Source organism: Algibacter lectus (assembly GCF_900112395.1).
Lineage (GTDB): Bacteria > Bacteroidota > Bacteroidia > Flavobacteriales > Flavobacteriaceae > Algibacter > Algibacter lectus.
This window is the reverse complement of sequence record NZ_FOLN01000001.1, coordinates 375,087-394,178: the sequence shown is the minus strand read 5'-3', so window position 1 is coordinate 394,178 and position 19,092 is coordinate 375,087. Positions and strand designations below refer to the sequence as shown.

Sequence of the window (19,092 nt, the reverse complement as noted above, 5' to 3'; positions counted from 1 at the left end):
GCTTTTAATTTTTAGATGTGAATTCTTTTATGGCCAATTCCATATTTTGGCTTTTTTCATAAATGGCCATTATGGCCTCGTTTTCTTGTCCATCGGTTAGATAGGCTGCGTACACTTCTTTCGGTACTTCTAGCCTAAAAATGTTGCTTTCCTTTCCGATTTTGATGAACATTTCAGTGTACTTTCTTGGACCAGAAAGGTTGTTTTTAATAGACTTTAATTGATTTAAATCGTGGCTAGATAGGTTCAGCCTTTTAACCAGTTGGTCATAACCTTTTTCGTTATTTAAACTGTAGATAACTTGTGTGTTTTCTAAGATGCTTGCTGATGTAGAGTTATTTGGAAGTTGATTTATGGATTGCAGTATAATTCCAATAGCGCCATTCTGTTTCCGTATGGCTTGGTAGTAGAACTCTACACTTTCAAGTACGTTTTCAAACTTCAATTGTTTGGCAAACTCATCGAATAGTATGATGCCCTTTTCAGCTCTGTTTTTCCAAATGGTTCTCTGAATGGCTGACTTTATGAGCTTCAACATTACGGACAAGATTTCCTTATTGTCCTTTACTTCGTCCAGTTCAAAAACAATCAGTCGTTTATCTTCAATTTTATAAGTTTGGTCTTCGCTGACTTCAAATAGAAAACTATATAGACCATCGCCAACATACTCAGACATCACATGCAAGAAGCTTGTGACATTAAAGTAGTCGGGATGGATTTTTAAGGTGCTCAGAAGATTTTCCTGATGCTTTTCTATAAAGTTGTAATAGCCTTCCAATGAATGGTTTTCTGAAGTGCTATTGTAATAATGGCGCAGTATCTTTTTAACGGAAACCGATTGCGCCTTGGTCACTTTTAAATCTGAAGCAAACAATTCAAAAAGAAAGACCGATAAATCTTCAAGTCGTTCAGGTGTTAAATCTTTTACACCACTAATGTAAAAGGGATTGATACCTAGGTTTTTACCACTTTCGTATCGTAATACGGTATATTTTTCAGGATAGAGTTTTGCGAATTTGGTATAAGAACCACCCAAATCTATAATAACTAAGCGAACACCACTTTCAAAATATTGGCGCAGAATGTTATTTGCCAAAAATGATTTGCCTTCGCCTGTTGGTGCGAAAATGGCAAAGTTTCGAGCTTTGATGCGCTTCTTTTTTTCATCCCAAACATCTTTTAATACTGGAATGTTATGTTCTCTATCATTAAAGATGATGCCAGTTTTATCTGATTTGTAGTTGGTGTTATTTAAAAACAAGCAAAGCGCATGCTTTAAGTCTGTTACATATAAATCATTGTTTGAGAAATTAGAAGAGAAGCAACAGTAGCTATTTAGGATGTAATTTTTACGTTCCTCGCCTCTTGGATAGTATGGAATGATATCCAATTCTTTGAATTCCGTCTTGATTTTGGAAGTTATTTTATCTAGTTCTTTCGCATCTTTAGACCAATACACAATATTGAGATGACCACGTATGATTCGTGAATTATCATCTGCATTGATTTGGTCCAAAATGTGTTGAATTTTCCCAAGAACCACCTTATTCTGTGAACCAAAATTGGAACTCTTATTGAGTTCCTCTATTTTCTTATCTAGTAGCTTGCGCCATTTCTGTTTGTCATCCAAATAGAGAATCTGGTTGACAATATGATTTTCATTAAGTGTTAGTCCTAGTCCATCAATAAATCCTTGATGAAATACAAAATCGTCTGAGGTAAATTTTTCATTGGTTTTGCTACTTTGTACGTTTTCGCCAAAGCATAATTCGCTGTTGATGGCGAGCGCATCAAAATGGTTTTCGCCAATATTGATGCTTTTCTTTTCCAATAAAATATCGGTATCAAATCCCTCATTGAAACCATTGAAATAACTACTTGTTAATTGCTGAATATCTTCTGATTTTAGTGGCAGAAATTCTATTTTTCTACTATTATTTATAAAAGAAACCGAATCGTTTACAGAATTACCGAAGCTCTTAATGTTATCATCCAATTCTTGTACAATTCCCTTTGAAATTTTCCTGAAGGGATTAACGTATTTCGGATTGTTAAGTGCTTTATTCTTAGTTAAAATGAAGAACAAATAACATTTGTGTTCTATGTGTCCGCGACCCTTAAAATGCTCGTGTGTGGCTTTTTCTAAAAAGGTGGTGTTTGGAAGTTGTTCTGAAGCATACGTTTTTTTTAGGTAGATGTCTTGTTTATGGACAACAGTTCCAATAGGTAGCGATTTCAAAGCTTGAAACCATGCTCCATGCATATCCTCAAAATCCTTTTCGGACAAGGAATAGATTTCTGGCAGATTCCCTTCATAGCATAAAACCACATTGCCATTATTGGCAAATACGATATGGTCTTGAATATCTAAAATGGGTTGATATGCTGAAATATTAATCTTGTTCATAATCGAAGCCGGAATTTCTTTTGTTACTTATTATTCTTGGGAAAGGCGTTGCCATCTGAAAAAGCTGAGGGTTGTGGGTTATTCTCGTTAGTGCAACATATAAAGCAGCATTGAAAACCAGTATGCCGATTATTAATCCGAAGCTGAAAGAAAAAATGATAATTAATAATGATGCAAGAATAGAAACCATCATTAAGGCAAACAGGGAAATCGGCAATCCAAAAATGACTGCCCGTTTCCTAATGTTTTTATAGGCTTCGTACTTTTTCATACAGCTTTTCTAATAAAGCCCTCGATGAGGGTCATTATACAACTATAGTTATTAAGTAAGTGAAGATGCCTACCACAGCACCAGCGATGAGCACAAATACTAAAACACGAGTAATCCCTTTTTTAAGGTCTGCGTTTTCGCCAAAGAAATGACCAGCATTAAATAGAAATCCCACAAGAAAAATGACACCTAGAATGATTGGGAAAATGGTTCTGATGGTATCAGAAACATCATTAACGGAGTCTTCAATACCACCAATCTGAGCAAAGCTTGTGGCTGTTGCCAGTAAAAATGTGAATAGCGTAAACATTAATTTTTTCATAATTGCTAGATTTAGCCATTTATGGATGGAATCGAAATGGCAGGTTTTGATTAATATGTTATGAAATCTATTACGAAATGAAGCTGACGGAAGAAAATCTCTAAATTTTAACGCTAAGGGGTGTTAAATTTTTGAAGATTGTTAAGGAAGTGGTTGATTTCTTGAATATTGTGTAATCTAAAACAATTATTATGTATACGTTAAATCAAATTCTACTTGCGTTATTCTGTTTGTTTTTTTTAAATGTTTCTTTTACACAGAATGAGAAAGAACTAGAAAAGAACCCCATTATTGTAATAGATCCAGGACACGGAGGCAAAGATCCAGGAGCTATAACCGCACAAGGTACAAAGGAAAAAGATATCGTTTTAGCAATCGCTTTTAAAATGATAGTTCTCAATGATACCTTATTTGATAATATGTTGAGGTTATTTCTTACGAGATATACAGATACCTTAATAGCTCTTAGTGATAGAACTGTTTTATCCAAAACACTAAAAGCGGATATTTTTATTTCAATCCATTGTAATCAAGCTATAAATACAACCGCAGCAGGAACAGAAGTTTTTATTTATCCTAAAAGTGAAGCGCAGGCATCAGCATCTAATTATTTAGGGCTTACTATACAAAAAGGATTAGCCGATATCCTAGGTGTTAAAAAACGAGGATTGAAATATGGAAACTTTCAGGTATTACGAGATAATAATAGTAATGTGTCAATACTCTTAGAGCTAGGATTTTTAACTCAATCCGACGAGGCTATTTATTTGAGTAATCAAGAATCTCAAAGCGCTATTGCTTTGGTTATACTTCAATCGATTATGAAATTTTTGGGGTTATGAGTGAGTTGTATTTAAGAGTACTAAAGAGTTTGAAGGAATTATTAGTTACGTTTTTAACTTTCATAAAACACTTATTAAATAATCATAAAACGGACATATAAGTAATCCCATCAACTTATTTTAAGAAACATTTTCTATTTTGCTTTCTGAAATATTCTTGAAAGTAATTAAATCACTTTCAAGTTGTTGCTTACCGTAATTCTTTAATGTCGGTAGTTCCGCTATTTATGGAGCCACTACTGTGGAGTGCATAAATTAATTCGGTTAACTCTGTCTTGCTTCCTGTCCAAAAAAGTTTTAAAGATGTTTGCTTGATCGTATTGGTTTTAGTGTCTTTATGCGACTGTGATTTTTCAATTTTTTGTTGCAGATAAACAATCAACATATCATGAGCAATAATGGTAGCTACTGTAGTGTCTTGACATTTAGAAAACTGGTCGTTAATAAAAAAATGGAAGAATTCAGTTGGCAATCGTAAATCAATTTACCTTTAATAAAATATTCTTGATCTTGGGTCGTTGTACCTCTGCGATAATAATGATATAACGCTAAATTATCGTTGAAAAAGACTTGTAATTTGTTGATGTGATTATTTAAATATTCTATTTGGTACTTTGAGCTACATCGAGGGTGTTTGCTTTCAATATTAAATGGTCTAACTTAATAAATAAAACGACTAAATATTTGAGCTAAATTCTTTTTTAAGGACTTTTTCTCGAAGTTTTTTAATGCATTTTTCAGTTTTAGCAATACCATTTTCTGCTTTGTATAGAATATCAACAGTACGGGACTCCAAAGACTCCACCGTTGTTTTCAAATTCTGACACTAATTCTTGGTATCTCATAACCATACAAAACAAACTATTTGATTTCAATTAAATTCTAGCAGTCCCAAGAGTTCCAAAGTGTAATTGTCTGAAGTTTGTATATAGGCATATTTCTCTTCTACCACAGCACCAAGTTTCTTTTTCTCAAAGGAAGCAGTCATTCCCAAATCAATGGTTTTAAATTTTAACTGGATGGCCCTTTTAAGCGTTTGATATAATAATTGTCTGTAAGTTTGAAAGATTTTAAGGTAATCATAGTCAATACCAACTAACGAAGGAACATAGGTTTGATTGTTGTTTTTATAACAAAACATAACTCCAATGATTTTGTTTGGTTGCTCAGGGTGATGTATGAGTATAAACTCCCAATTGGAATGCTCAGACATGTTTCTGAACAGGTTGATAGGGTACGGAAAGGTATTTAATCCAAGGTTGTTTAAGCGGACATTGTTATACAATAGATGAACTTGGTTGAGTTGGTGATCATTAAGTGTTTGCAAGATTGAGATCTCTAAGGAGGGGGCATAAGCTAAAATGTCTTTCCTCAAATGTTTTCTGTTTCTTGAGGAAAGTCGAGATACATAAGCTTCAATGGATTCATCAGCTCTTAAATTAATGCAACTTGAATTTGGCATTTGTATTCTAACAAAACCCTGACCAAGAAAATAACGATTTAAGTTAGTGTTCATGCTAAAATCCCGAAGCGCAATCATTTTAGAATTAGAGCGCTGTTCCAATGTCTCTAAAGTTTGCATTAGCATATTTAGAGCTTCTTGTTTACTCGGATGATTAGCGTTTATATAAAGATGTTTGCCCTCAGTGAATAAACACCCTAAACTTAAAACTTTTGAGGTCATGTAATAAGGATCTAAAATACGCTTTTTCTCAATAATTTTAGACGCATTTAAATTAGCTAACATATCATCCTTCCATATCGATGACGACAAAACTGTAGCCAAAATAGGGTGTTCATGTTTGTCATAGATTATTACATACCAAAAATCCCAATTATTTTCTTTTAATGCGTTACTACTGAAGGTATGTTCAATAAATTTAAGTCCTTCATAATCCTGAACTCCTGAAGTTCCAACCAATTTGTTCCAGGTGACTTTGTCAATATTCGAAATGCTAGTTTCAATTTGCGTTTTTAATTCTGAACTAGATGATATATCTGTGGAGGTTCTTGGCTCTAATTTGAATGCTTCATAAACACGACGTAAGTTCGTATGGGTTTCCTCGATAGCTTTAGGTAAATGGTATTCCATTGCATCCACCAAAGCTTTTATTTCTTCCCGTTGATTGTGTCTAGAGATGGTTATTCTAACGCCAGTATTTTTTACAGGTACAGCTGGAAACATTCCTAAGTTCACATAGAAACCTTCGTTCATTAATCGATTGATAAAGTTATAACCAGTCTTTGGCATGCCAGTGCCGATAAAAAACACAGGAGATCTGTTCTTATCGACAAGCGGTAGGTCTGTTTGTTTTACCAATTCATTAAAATAATCAATTCTGACCTTTAGATCCTCCTGAAGTTCTTTAATTTCTGGTGAGAGATGAATCTCAGCAGAAGCCGTGGCAGCCGCAACAGATGCTGGCTCTAATTGCGCAGAGAATGTCAAAGGCCCTCCAAAGGTTTTTATCTCTTGATACAATTTTTTATTTGAGCAGACCAACACCGAACCGCTCGCTCCAAAGGTTTTACTTAAGGTTCCGAAAAGTAGCATGTTTTCTGATAGTTCATCTATTTCACTCATGACGTAACCTGTCCCATTTTTTCCAATCCAGCTCATCCCATGAACATCATCAAAATAAAGATGTAATTGCGGATATTTTAAGCTTAATGCTTTTAATTCTTTTACAGGAGCGAAGTCGCCGAACATGGAATAAATACCATCAGCCATATACCATATTTTTTTTTTAGTATTTGAGTACAATTTAATTTTATCTTCTAACATGTTCAAATCGTTGTGCCGAACCATATCTACAGGAACACTTCTTAATTTTAACACTTTAGCTGCCCTCTGAACACTCCAATGTACTTGATGATCGAGAATAATGGCATCTTGATCTCTGACAGCGCTAGGAATCACGCCAAGATGACCCAAGGTGCTATTTTTTGTGATGACGACGGGGTGATTGTACATTTCTGAAACCTTTTCCTCTAATTGTCTATACAGTGGATTGGAGATGTACGATTTTGATAAAGGAAACTGAGTCCCGTATCGTTGTATTGCACTAATTGCGGCATCTTTCAATCTGGAGTCTTGTTCCAATCCCAAATAACCTGTTGTGCCAAAATGGAATAATGTTTTGTTTTTTACTCCTATAGTTCTTCCGTTAAAACTTTCTCCTTCGGCATATAGATGAAGTATGCCCTCATCTATCGCATCTGTAAATACATTATTTACTGTATCTAAAAAGTTGTTGTGCTTAATTTTTGCCATCTTCAATAATTTAGAATATTAAGTTAATATCTTTTGTTAGACAAAGAGAAATCTTGATACTTCTAAATCCTTTAGAGTCAATTCTTAATCCTTTGTAAGCAAATATTAATCCATATTGACTAATGCTAATTGTGAAATATGCAAATGTTGTATTGATTATTTCGTAAATTTATAATCAACCAGTTTTCTAACCATTATGCCAATAGCTATTGAAAATGAATATGCTTCATATAAACTTATTGATGGCATTTTATATGTAACATATGCTAGAGATGTTATTCTAGATTTACCTGCAGCAGTTTATATTGTAAAAGAACGACTTTCAATCCATGAGGGACTTTATTTACCAGTACTCTGTGATGTTCGGCATATTAAGGAAGTTAACAAAGCGGCCAGGTCTTATTTAGCTATAGAGGGGTCTATTTTAGTCAAAGCAGTAGCATTTATTGTAGATTCTCCAGTTTCAGAGATGTTATCAGAATTCTATTTACGTACCAACACACCTACAATTCCCACAAAAGCTTTTAGTAATTTTGATTTGGCCTTAAAGTTTTTAAACTCATATAAATGATTTTCAGAATAGAGCAATTTACAGAATGAATGGACACCAGTTTAAATCATAGAATGCAAGTCATCAATACGATGTTGCTGGAAATGGCTTCTGGTAATTTCTTCTATCGTATTGAGCGTAATTCGGAAAATGATGATATTGAAGCACTTATATTAACGCTTAATATGTTGGCCGAAGAGATACAGGATACTATAATACATCAAGGCTATGCAAATACTGATCAAACAATTCTTGATATTGTTCAAATGAGTTTTATACTTGATGACAGGGGGTTTATACAAATGATTAATCAACAAACCTGTAACGTTTTATCTCGTTTACACGACGATATTGTTGGTCATAATTTTAAAAATTTCATAACTGAGAAATCTATAAAAAAGTGGAACGTCATATGGAAACAGCTTAAAAATAAAGCGTTTTTTGATACTTCAATCGCAATACAGTTTAAGTCTAAAGGAAATCTTATTATTCCTAAAATTGCATATATCTCAACATTTAATAATTCTACCACAAATGATAAAAAGACACTCATAACTATCGTGCATCATTCCAGTTATCGTAATCAATTGGATGCCGATTTAAAGCAACGCGTTATAAAAGATGGTAAAGTTAATTCAGAAATCAAAAGTAAATCTAACAAGCCAAAAATAAGATTGAGTTTTGAGGATATTCGCAAAATACGCGAAGGTCATGATACAATCATCAATAATTTGGAAAGAGATTTCCCTTCTCTAAAAGATTTTGCACTACAAATTGGAACTAATGAATTTAAATTAAAATACGGATTTAAAGAATTGTATGGAACTACTGTTCATCGGTTTTTAATGCAAGAACGATTACGAAAAGCTCAAATGATGATTCAGTATAGCGATGTATCGCTCAAATCAATTGCTTATACCGTTGGGTTTAAAAGTATGCCCCATTTCTCTAGATCTTTCAAAAAGCGATATGGGTATTCGCCAAGTGCCTTGAGAAATAATTCAATCTTACCTTCTAGCTAAATTCTTAGTTCATAATTTCTTAATCCTTTATAGTTAATGGATTATACTTTTAAAATAATTTTTTATACTGAATTTTATCATATTAAACTAAATGATATGATTAAGTTCAATAATATAGTTGAGAGTATACCAATATTAGCAAGAACTCTATTAATAATATTATTTGGGTATGCCGCAAGTAGTAAGTTTTTAGACTTTAGCAATTTTCAGATTCAATTAGGGCAATCACCAATATTAACAGCTTATGCAGGGTGGGTCTCATGGGGAATACCAATAGTAGAATTACTAATTGTTGCATTTTTGTCTTTTCCTAAATATGTGTATCACGCATTTTTTGCTAGCTATTCATTAATGATAATGTTTACGACATATATAATTATCATTCTAAATTTCAGTGATTTTATACCATGTTCTTGCGGTGGAGTGTTGGAGAAATTAAGTTGGACAGAACATATGTTACTTAATGTTCTATTTATTGCAATTGCAATCTTAGGTATTGTTTTTACCACTAATAAAAATCACAAGACAAAGAAACTCTTATGAAAACTCGAGAAATAATCATTTTGTTCAGTGTTGGGATTTTCAGTTCTCTTTCGGTTATCGTTCTGTTTTTATTATCAGAACACACAGTCCATCGAAATAATGCTTTTACAAGACGATATCCACATCATCCAATAACTAAAAAGTACGATTTATCCGTTAGATTTAATTCTTACTACGTTTCTGGTTTTGATGGTGATCATTTATATTTAGGAAACAAAACGGCTCCTTTGCATCTTCTTGAAATTAATCTTAAAACGAAGGATACAAACCATATTCAACTAATCTTAGAAAATAATAACTTTACGTTTCGGTCATTAAAGGTAAAATTAAAACCACCTTACTTCTTTATAATGGACGGAACCGTGCCTTGCATATATAGAGGAAGAATTGGTGATTGGAAAGCAAGTTTATGGATGGAGGATTACGCCTACTTTAGCAATGCCATTCCAATTGATAGCAATAAGGTTTACATAAGTACAACGGATAGCGAAAGCCAAGTGACAACCCTTGGGTTAATACAGAAGCGAAAGAACAATAAGGCCTCAATATTTTTAAATTCTGATCTTCTTGAAAAGCAATTCGATGGTATTTTTGACGTTGATGGACTTATGGTATCTTCTTCCAAATCAAATTCTCAAGGATACGTTTATTACTATCGAAATGAATTTATGTTGATGGATTCAGATCTCAATCTCATTAAACGACAACGCAGTATTGACACAATAAAAACTGCTCAGCTTCAAATTGCCAATATAGATAATAGCAATGTGACTAAATTTAATGCCCCTCCTACTATCGTAAATAAACTAGCAATAATGCATGGAGATTTGATTCTAATTAAATCGGACAGGCTAGGGAAGTACGAGGATGAAATAATGTTAAATGAAGCTTCTATTGTCGATGTTTATAATTGGCAAAAGGGATCTTATGAATTTAGTTTTTACTTCTATGATATTGGTAAAGAAAAAATGAGAGAATTCAGTATGAATGATACATTCATGATTGGACTTATCGATGATAAAGTTTCTGTTTATGAAATCAATAAAGAACAATTTAAAACCACACCTAGGAACTCTGATGAGATGAATTAGAAGATGATAAAAATATTTATCTACTGGCCAGTAGCGGGATGAAGATTGAAAACCCGTAAAAAAGAGTAAATCACAATTTTTAATTTAAATTATAGATTATGAAAATTCAAAAATTCAAATTTTTAATGCCAGTAATTGCAATAATTTTTGCGTTTACTGCTAGTGCTTTTACGACTCCTGATCATACCAATGTCGATGACGATTTTGCCATGATCACAGGTTATACTGCGAATACTATTCCAGGACAACCATGTCAATCGGTCAATGTGGATTGTTCCGTGGGTGGCGATGAGTTGTGCACCGTTAATGGTGAGCAAGTATTTAGATTGTTAAATGGAACTTCTTGTATTATTCAGTTGAAACGAACGAACTAATATAAGTCCATTTTGAGATTTAAGAGGTTACGCATCAATATAATTGCAATTAGGATAACTTGGTGGCTCTAGATATTTTTGGTAACCTCTTATTGATTAATTTAATGGTATCTTTTTTAGACATAAATTCAAATGGCCCAAAACAATTTTGTTATTTATTTTTGTTTTCAAGTCTCGTATTTCAGCATTCAAAATCAATAATTCTCCAGCGAAAACACTTTTTATATACGTACTATAAATTCCATAAGTATGACCTAATCCTATATGTACGTAATTCTTTTCTTGAAGGGTCGATGCCTGAAGTAAGCTGATATAAGCAAGTTGTAGTTCTAATTTGCGGCTATCAGTAAGTGAGTTACGCCAATCAAAATCGATAAAAAGTTTAGTCCTTAATGTTTCTAATATTTCAGTTGTAATTCCATTGTAAGCGTCGTTTTTTTCCATTTCCTCTAGTCTGTTCATCCTATAGGGTTCTATTAGTTCCGACATTATTTTTAATTGGTAATTCATTAAAAGATCAGCATCCGTAGAATACTGTAATTTGTTCAAAAAAGAGGGGTGCTTTAACCAGTCTGGAACTTCAAAAACATGACTTAACAAAAAATCTAGCGCTTCTAACTGAACTTCCCTCGGAATAGGAGTATAAACAGGTCCCGATTGTGAGCCCGATTTATACTGTATGGTATATCCACCTATTAATGAAGCGACTTGACTCATTTGATGATACCATAGTTGTAACGTTTTTTTATGTAATCTATCCAATAGAACATAATCTTTTTGACTTTCGTTTATTTTTGGTAAGAGTTCCAACACCCTTTTTATATTTTTTAAGCCAAGTTGGGTACTTTTAATAGGATCATTGCTTTCAACGACTTCATTTGTATTACCTGGACCAATGGTTTGAGGGTATTGATTATGGTAGCGATAATAAGGTGTAGCATCTTGTGCCAAAATTAAATTTTCAAGATTTGATGTCTCATTTTCCATGAAGATTTTATATCCCCATTTTATTTGATAATGATCTGTTGGGCCAACTTTCTGAATTAGCAAGTCCGGAGAAATACGGTCTTCAGGTTGCACAATATAATTGTGTTTTGCATAACTCATTATGCTCGGTGTATGCCCCATATCCTCCAACCATTTTTCGTCACGCATCATTTCAAAAGGATATGCAAATTCCCCAAAATCGGCATCTTTAATTCCAAAGGCATGTCCTGCTTCATGAGCAGTAACGAATTGTATGAGCTTACCCATAAGTTCCTCTCCAAACGGATAGTGTTGGGCGCGTTTATCCATAGGGGCACATCGTACTAAATAATTATCTGATAAATTCTGGTAAGAACTGTTTAAAATAATATCTGATTTCAATATTTCTCCTGAACGATGGTCAGATATAATATCTATCGTCGACCCACTATTATTTTCACCTCCACGTATATTTGATGGGCTCGCCCAACGTATAATGGAATAGTTAACGGAGTTTAGTATCCAAAGGGAGTCTTTAATAGGAAATTCTCTAATTTCAATTGCATTTGTAAATCCAGCAGCTTCAAATGAGGGCAACCATTCCATAACACCAGCTTTTACATAGGGTTTCCATTTCTCTGGCATCATTGGGTCAAAATAGAATACGATTGGTTTTAAAGGGTTTTTTAGTTTGCTTTTGTCCCCTTCCTTCTCTAAACGCCATCGCATAATGTTTGCTCTGGGAGATGCAGCGAAGCCGTTAATTCTGTCATATTCATCTTCAATTGTGAAACCCATGCGATGATCAAATGCCCTTGATTTCATTAAATTCGGTAATTTATAGAAACTGAAATTTACATTATCTGTTTTTTGATTATTGTCTCGCTGAATAGTTTGCACAGTACTAACGATTGTTTCATTTTTTAAGAAATGAATACTTTTCACATAAGATCTTTCAGTTAAGACTGGATCTAAATTTTTAGGATTCCATTTTAGAGTTGAATTAAAAAGAAGTTTAGTGACATCAATATAAAATAAATCAGAGTGGCTTTTCTCTTTAATAATTGGAAATCTACCTATAAGATTGGATTCATTTCTATAATCGTAGTTTACTGGAATAAGTACTCCAGAGGACGATTTTATTTGCGGAATTGTTAAAAGAATATGATTGCCTTCTTTAGACCAAACGACTTGATTATGTCCAATATCATGCCTTACAAAAAGCATGGGAGTATCAAGGTGTTCATTTTTTATTTCCAGATATGCCTTATCATTTTCCAAGTAGGCATTGATAAATTTGTTGTCCTGCCCCATTGTGGAGCAGGTGACTAACAAACTAATCAAATGAAACAAAAGTTTACCTTTGAAAAATGGAATACTATGGCTGGGATTACTGAGTTTATACATAATCACGTTTTCTTAATAGCCGTCATTTTGAGGCAATAGGTTAGGGTTTAATAGGAGTTCTGAATCAGGTATTGGCAATAATAAATCCGTAGTGTTCCAATTTGGCTTTATAGGTGAAAGAATGTCGTTGGCTCTTCCTTTACGTTTAAGATCAAAAAAGCGATGTCCCAGTTCACTGAATAATTCAATTTGTCTTTCTTTTAGAATAGCGTTAAGAATTTCGCTCTGATTGTTTGATGTTATTGAAGTGAGCATGGCTCTATCTCTAATAACGTTCAGTAAATTTTTGGCTTCGGATAGATTTCCTAATTGTGCATGTGCTTCTGCAGAAATAAGATATAATTCAGCTAATCTGAATAAGATTGAACACTCTTCAGTACTTCCAGTAGGCACGTTTAATTTATATTTGAAAGGGAGATACCAAGTCTCTGAGCCTTCCGAAACCGAATCTACCCAATTTGTAAATCGGGCATCGCCAGCTTCAAAATCATTCAGTAAAAAGTTAGATAAATAAGAGTTTGGTGGAGGTCCTGATACAAAGATAAATGTAACAGCCTCTTTTGTATTTGTTCCAAAAAATCCTGAATCCAATTGCCACAGTGTTTCAGTACTGGTTTTTACAAAAACCTGACTTAAGTCGGAATTTAAATTGTAGCTTCCACTGTCAATAATTTCAAGAGATTCACTAAGGGCCATTTGCCATTCTTCTTGATAAAGATATACTCTGGATAATAATGCGGATGCCACAAATCGATTAGGCTTAAGATTAAAAAAAGTTGTATCGTCCTCTGTTAGTAATGACTTTGCTTGTAGTAAATCAGAAATGATTTTAGTATAGACCTCACTTTCTTCCAATCTTAAAACACTACTATTTAGACTATAATCTGTATGTTCAATGTAGGGAATATTACCATAAAGGTTTACTAAATAAAAATGAATAAATCCCCTTAAGAAATAGGCTTCACCCAAAAATCGAGATTTTTCATCTAGTGTGAGTGTTGTGGAATTTTCAACACCTTCAAGAATGCTATTCGTTGCATAGATTAGATTGTAACTCGTATCCCACCATTTTTTAATCGTATAATCAGAGGGCAAAACGGTGTTATTTGTATAGGTTTTAACAGATGGTAAACTCCCACTATAAAGCGTCAATTCATCAGCGTAATGACCCATTAAATAAGATAGGCCAGAAATAGAACCATCTGTAAATGCATTTTCTCTTAATTGACTATATATGTGAGCAAAGGCGGCGTCAACAGTATCCGCATTTTCAAACACATCAGAACCATTCAGTTGATTGTTAGGGGAGTCAACCTCTACAAAATCTTCACATGAGTTAAAAACGGGGATAATAAGGATTAAGGTGACCCACAGCATTTTAAATGTTTTAGTATTTATATATAATATATTCATGGCTTTGGTTTTAAAATGTTATTTGAGTGCCCAACGTTATCATCTTTAAAGTTGGCAGGGTTTGATTATTTCTAGTTTCTGGGTCTAAACCAATGTAATTGGTCAATGTCCAAAGGTTTTGTCCTCTTAAAAACACAGAACATCCAAATCTTGAGTTTTCTTTTTTCGATAATTCAAAAGCCAGCGATAATGTTTTTAATCTCAAATAGGAAGCATCAGAAATTGCAGCATCACTTTGCGTGTAGGTATTGAATGCTTGTAAACCATCTGGGTCTAGGCCAGTAGTGAACCGTTGAATAGTCGATTGATCTCCCGGATTTTGCCATCGTTGAAGAACTAGATCGGGTTGATTGGCCATACCGCCAGGAAGAACTCCTCCATTAGACCAATAATTAAAGCCTAGCTGTTTTGTGAATTGAAACAATACATCCATGGTGAATTTACCATAGGTTAAACTGTTAGTAAATCCACCAAAATATTTAGGATTTAGGTTTTTAATTAGTTGTCTGTCATCTGGGTTAGAAATGATACCGTCGTTGTTGAAGTCTTCAAATTCATATAAATCAGTTTCCGAATCAACACCATTTAACTGATATGTTTTTATAATATTTAAAGGCTCTCCTATAACCAATTGATTGGCATAGGTAGAGCCTTCTAGGTCAGGGAATCCTATTAATCTATTCTTAGGGATAGAAAGATTAAAAGATGTTGACCATTTAAAATTATGAGTCTTAATATTAATTGTATTTATAGAAAATTCCCAACCCGTGTTTTCGACAGTCGCATTAAGATTTGCATTAATGGAACTAAACCCTGTAGTTGAAGGCAATGGAATACCAACCAGCTGATTGGAGGATCTATGACGATAATAATTCCCACTGATAAAAATAGTATCATCTAATACCCCAAGTTCCATCGAAAATTCTAACTTTCTATTTGATTCCCAACTGTAATCAGGATTGAATAATCGGGTAGGCAATAGGCCAGTCGTATTTTGGTATTGGTTACTTCCAAACGAATAGGTGTCTAGATATTGATAGTCCCCAATTTGGTCATTCCCTGATGTCCCGTAACTCGCTTTTAACTTCCCAAAACTTAGCCATGGCATGGCGGATTTGATAAATTCTTCTTCTGAAAAAATCCAAGCAGTTCCTAAGGCTCCAAAGTTTGAAAACCGTTTGTTAGGCCCAAAACGACTCGATCCGTCTCTTCGACCCGTTAGGTTCAACAAATACTTTCCTTTATGATTAATATTGATACGTCCAAAAACGGCTTGATAACGGTAATTTTCATCGATGTCTGCAAGGGGAAACAAATTGGAGGCAGCAGAAACGTTTTCAATAAAGTTATTGTTAGAGAACCCAAACGCAAATTGAGATATACGGCTATCTTTTTGATCCTGAAATGATAGTCCAGCCAAGACTTCTAAACGTGTATCGTTTAAATCATAATTCCAGTGCAATTGTGGCTCAATAATCCAAGAGGTACGATTCGATGTGTTATGTACAGCATACGATGATTCTGCACCCACACCGAAGGCTGGATCGTAGATGGTGGATGGTACCGTATTTAATTCTGTTAGATGATTTTCTGTAAAGCCGAAATTTGAAACAAATTTGAGATTATTGAGAATTTTATAATTGACATTAAAATTACTGATTAAAGCTGATGCATTGGCATTGTAAACACCTTCTAGTCTGCTCAAAGGATTACTCCAAGTGGACTTTTCCCAATTTAAACTGCCGTCATCTGTATATAGAGTTGGTGCGTTAGGAGCTAGTTGAAAAGCTTCGAATACTAACAGACCATCGCTTGGAAGATTATTTTTGTTGGAGGTATAGCTCGTTGAAAATTGAATAGACAATGTCTCATCTTTAGAAGAGTGAGTCAAATTTGCTAATCCAGAGATTTTATCATTTTGATAATCGTTTGGAAAGACGCTCGTTTGTTTATGCGCATTAGCACTAATTAAAAAGCGCGTTTGCGCATTACCACCAGATATTGCCCCTTGATAATTTGTGATGTATGAGGTTTTTCCGAATAATACCTTTTGCCAATCTGTATTTTTGGTTTTATCCCAAGTGCCATTGATATCATAAGAGTTGAAAGGTACAGGGTCAATACCATCATTTAAATAGGCCTCTCTACGCATATTTAGATAATCGGCAGTGTTAAGTAAATCCATAGTATTGGTAACATTACCGAATCCTGAAAGGACATTCAACTGTACCTTAGTATCTCCATACTTGCCTGTTTTCGTCGTAATTAAAACGACGCCATTCGCACCACGAGAACCATAAATAGCCGTGGCATCAGCATCTTTAAGTATTTCAATACTTTCAATATCTGTAGGATTGATATTGTTTAATGGACTTATACCAGTTCCTGGAATGATTATAGAGGCTTGTTGCTCCCCCAAACTTGACGATGAAAAAGGGACACCATCTATTACAAATAAGGGATTGTTTCCATTAGTACGTATACTATTCTGCCCTCTAATTTTTATATCAAATCCAGCACCTGCCACCCCAGAGGTTTGCACAATTTCTACTCCAGAAACTCTTCCCTGCAGCGCAGCCAATGGGTTTGAAATCGGTTGTTGTTCTATATCCTTTTGGGTTACTTTTACTATGCTACCGGTGCTTTCTCTTTCTTTAACAGAGTAATACCCCGCATTAAGTATTACAGCATCAAATGCGGTAACATCTTCTTGTAACTGCACATTAATGTCTTGTTTGCCATTAACCGCAATGGCCTGGGTCAAAAAACCTAAATACGAAAAGACAAGAATATCATCAGCGTTAGCATTTATATTATAGGTGCCATCAATTAACGACGTAGTACCTTTATTACTTCCTTTTATAGATATAAACGCCCCAGAAATAGAAAGTCCTTCGGTGTCTGTAATTTGACCTTTAACTTCAATTTGACGCTGTTTTGTTGGTTTTAATACTTTTTTACTAATGGTAATATAAGTGTCGTTAGTCGTTGTAATAGTGTAATCCGATTCTGGAAGATATTTCTGTAATAATTCCTTAACCTTAATCACACCCTTCGTCAGAGGAATATCTTGTACATCTTTAAATATATCAGACTGGTAAATAAATGTACACTCTGTTTGTTTTCCTATCAGTTCCAACACCTCATAAATAGTCATAGTCTTATCAGAGTCGATGGTCACTTTCTCGTTTTGCGAAAAAGTAGCGCTTGGTGCAAGACTAAAAGCAGTAGTGCAGAATAGGAGTAAAAAAGTTTTCATGATCAACATCGAAATTCCTTTCCATCGAAAGAAATGCATGCTTGTAAATTTAATTTGCATAAATTTGTGCGTTAATTGGTTTAAAACCGGTTAGTGTATAAAGGGGATTTAGCGCGTTACTGTCCAGGTAGTAGCTTTATTCCCTTTTCTTATTTAATTGTAATCGTCTTGTTTTTTAGGTCATAGTCATTTATAAATTTTGTGTTTTTAATTCCGTTTAAAATATCTTCAATATTCTGTTTCTTATGGAGTAGGCCACTGAATTTTACATGTTCTAAAGCTTGTGTTTCAAAGGTGATAGTAACATCATACCATCGGGATAGAACGCGCATAATATCTTTTAAAGAGGTATCTTTAAAATTAAAGTAGCCCTTAACCCAAGCCACATCATAATCCACGTTCACTATAGACTTAGTCAACTGGTTTGTTCTCAAGTCTACCTGAGTTTGTTCATTGGGGATTAATTGCTCTAAGGTGTCGTCTATACGAATAGTTATGTGGCCCTCAACCAACGTGGTATACATATAGGGCTCATCATTGTAGGCCTTTATATTAAATATTGTGCCGAGAACGTCCACCTCTTGTTGTTTTGTTAGCACTTTAAAATGATTACCCTGATGCTCGGCACTAGGTGATACTTCAAAGTAAGCCTCGCCATAGACTAACTCAACAATGCGAGGCTCTCCTTCAACAAAATTTACAGGATACTTTAGTTTGCTGTCTGCATTTAACCACACTAAAGTGCCATCAGATAAGGCAATTTGATATTGCCCACCTCTAGGTACTGTGAGATAATTAAAAGCGCGTTTAGACGAGGTATTGGCTTTGGTATACGTTAAGCGCTCGCCGTCACTTTTAACCATAGCATTTTTATATTGTTTTTTCTCATCAAGAACTATAGCGCTACCATCATCTAGCGTTAAAATGGCTTTATCCGTTCCTGCTAAAATTTCGGTAGTTGAGGTATCTAAATCCTCATTTTCGATGCTATTGTTAATTGTCAGATAACCAATAGAAATAAATATCAGAATAGCAGCGGCTATTTTGTAAAAAGAAGAAATAGAAAAATGCTTTCTAGGTTTTAATTTGCCATCACCAGAGATGCTTTGCTCTACTTTTTTCCAATCCGCCTCTTTATCAATTTGGTTAAGGAGTTCTAAATTTTCTTTAATGGCTTCGTTAGATAGATGTTGTTTAATATGCGTCTTGGCATCATCTAAAAACAAATCAGACGTTTCCAAATCTTGTAATCCTTTATTTTCAAGCAAGGCTTTAGATAGCTTCTTGCTGAGTTTAAATAGGTCTCTAAAAATTGTCATTATAAACCTTGGGTTATAACACCAAAACGACA

The 19,092-nt window shown here is 34.1% G+C and carries 14 protein-coding genes and 1 pseudogene; 6 read left to right on the top strand and 9 right to left on the bottom strand.

The genetic code is table 11. The features are described 5' to 3' along the window. Positions 1-4: 4 nt before the first annotated feature. Genes BM246_RS01420 through BM246_RS01410 form a run of 3 tightly spaced genes read right to left on the bottom strand, consistent with a single transcriptional unit; the run spans position 5 to position 3,000 of the window. Positions 5-2,407 (bottom strand): TraG family conjugative transposon ATPase, encoded by a 2,403-nt coding sequence (locus BM246_RS01420; protein WP_074935473.1) that lies wholly within the window; start codon positions 2,405-2,407, stop codon positions 5-7. Beyond that, a complete protein-coding gene (locus BM246_RS01415) occupies positions 2,394-2,678 on the bottom strand; it encodes a hypothetical protein (RefSeq protein ID WP_074935472.1) in 285 nt (94 codons plus the stop codon). Before BM246_RS01415 ends, BM246_RS01420 begins: the two co-directional genes overlap by 14 nt. 34 nt (positions 2,679-2,712) lie before the next feature. Next, positions 2,713-3,000 carry a hypothetical protein gene (locus BM246_RS01410; protein ID WP_042500901.1) on the bottom strand — a complete coding sequence of 96 codons (288 nt, stop codon included), beginning with the start codon at positions 2,998-3,000 and terminating at the stop codon, positions 2,713-2,715. Positions 3,001-3,191: 191 nt separating this feature from the next. On the opposite strand from BM246_RS01410, the gene BM246_RS01405 reads away from it, so the two are divergent. Further along, entirely contained in the window at positions 3,192-3,842 is a 651-nt protein-coding gene (locus BM246_RS01405; protein WP_074935471.1) for an N-acetylmuramoyl-L-alanine amidase family protein, read from the top strand. 190 nt (positions 3,843-4,032) lie between these two features. On the opposite strand, the pseudogene BM246_RS20070 reads toward BM246_RS01405, so the two are convergent. Both BM246_RS20070 and BM246_RS01390 read right to left on the bottom strand, forming a co-directional pair. Next, positions 4,033-4,448 (bottom strand): annotated as a pseudogene (locus BM246_RS20070) (RteC domain-containing protein). Positions 4,449-4,713: 265 nt separating this feature from the next. Further along, the gene (locus BM246_RS01390) at positions 4,714-7,116 is read right to left on the bottom strand and encodes an aminotransferase class I/II-fold pyridoxal phosphate-dependent enzyme (protein ID WP_074935470.1); all 2,403 of its coding nucleotides are present in this window, start codon (positions 7,114-7,116) and stop codon (positions 4,714-4,716) included. A 196-nt stretch (positions 7,117-7,312) separates the two neighbouring features. On the opposite strand from BM246_RS01390, the gene BM246_RS01385 reads away from it, so the two are divergent. The 5 genes from BM246_RS01385 (at position 7,313) to BM246_RS01365 (ending at position 10,696) form a co-directional block, all read left to right on the top strand. Continuing rightward, a complete protein-coding gene (locus BM246_RS01385) occupies positions 7,313-7,687 on the top strand; it encodes a DUF7793 family protein (protein ID WP_042500898.1) in 375 nt (124 codons plus the stop codon). Between the two features lie 53 nt (positions 7,688-7,740). Continuing rightward, positions 7,741-8,688: a helix-turn-helix domain-containing protein gene (locus tag BM246_RS01380; protein ID WP_175489761.1), complete on the top strand. Its 948-nt coding sequence runs from the start codon at positions 7,741-7,743 to the stop codon at positions 8,686-8,688. A 96-nt stretch (positions 8,689-8,784) separates the two neighbouring features. Beyond that, the gene (locus tag BM246_RS01375) at positions 8,785-9,231 is read left to right on the top strand and encodes a MauE/DoxX family redox-associated membrane protein (protein WP_139221823.1); all 447 of its coding nucleotides are present in this window, start codon (positions 8,785-8,787) and stop codon (positions 9,229-9,231) included. Further along, the gene (locus tag BM246_RS01370; RefSeq protein WP_074935467.1) at positions 9,228-10,322 is read left to right on the top strand and encodes a hypothetical protein; all 1,095 of its coding nucleotides are present in this window, start codon (positions 9,228-9,230) and stop codon (positions 10,320-10,322) included. Before BM246_RS01375 ends, BM246_RS01370 begins: the two co-directional genes overlap by 4 nt. 98 nt (positions 10,323-10,420) lie before the next feature. Beyond that, on the top strand, positions 10,421-10,696 hold the full coding sequence (locus BM246_RS01365) for a DUF6520 family protein (protein WP_042500892.1): 276 nt from the start codon (positions 10,421-10,423) through the stop codon (positions 10,694-10,696). 96 nt (positions 10,697-10,792) lie between these two features. On the opposite strand, the gene BM246_RS01360 is transcribed toward BM246_RS01365, so the two are convergent. From BM246_RS01360 to BM246_RS01345, 4 genes are all read right to left on the bottom strand, one after another. Continuing rightward, the gene (locus BM246_RS01360) at positions 10,793-13,069 is read right to left on the bottom strand and encodes a zinc-dependent metalloprotease (protein WP_083415667.1); all 2,277 of its coding nucleotides are present in this window, start codon (positions 13,067-13,069) and stop codon (positions 10,793-10,795) included. A gap of 12 nt (positions 13,070-13,081) precedes the next feature. Continuing rightward, entirely contained in the window at positions 13,082-14,446 is a 1,365-nt protein-coding gene (locus tag BM246_RS01355) for a RagB/SusD family nutrient uptake outer membrane protein (protein ID WP_042505659.1), read from the bottom strand. A gap of 46 nt (positions 14,447-14,492) precedes the next feature. Next, entirely contained in the window at positions 14,493-17,624 is a 3,132-nt protein-coding gene (locus tag BM246_RS01350) for a SusC/RagA family TonB-linked outer membrane protein (protein WP_231961794.1), read from the bottom strand. Positions 17,625-17,890: 266 nt separating this feature from the next. Then, positions 17,891-19,060 (bottom strand): FecR family protein, encoded by a 1,170-nt coding sequence (locus BM246_RS01345; protein ID WP_083415666.1) that lies wholly within the window; start codon positions 19,058-19,060, stop codon positions 17,891-17,893. Positions 19,061-19,092: the final 32 nt, after the last annotated feature.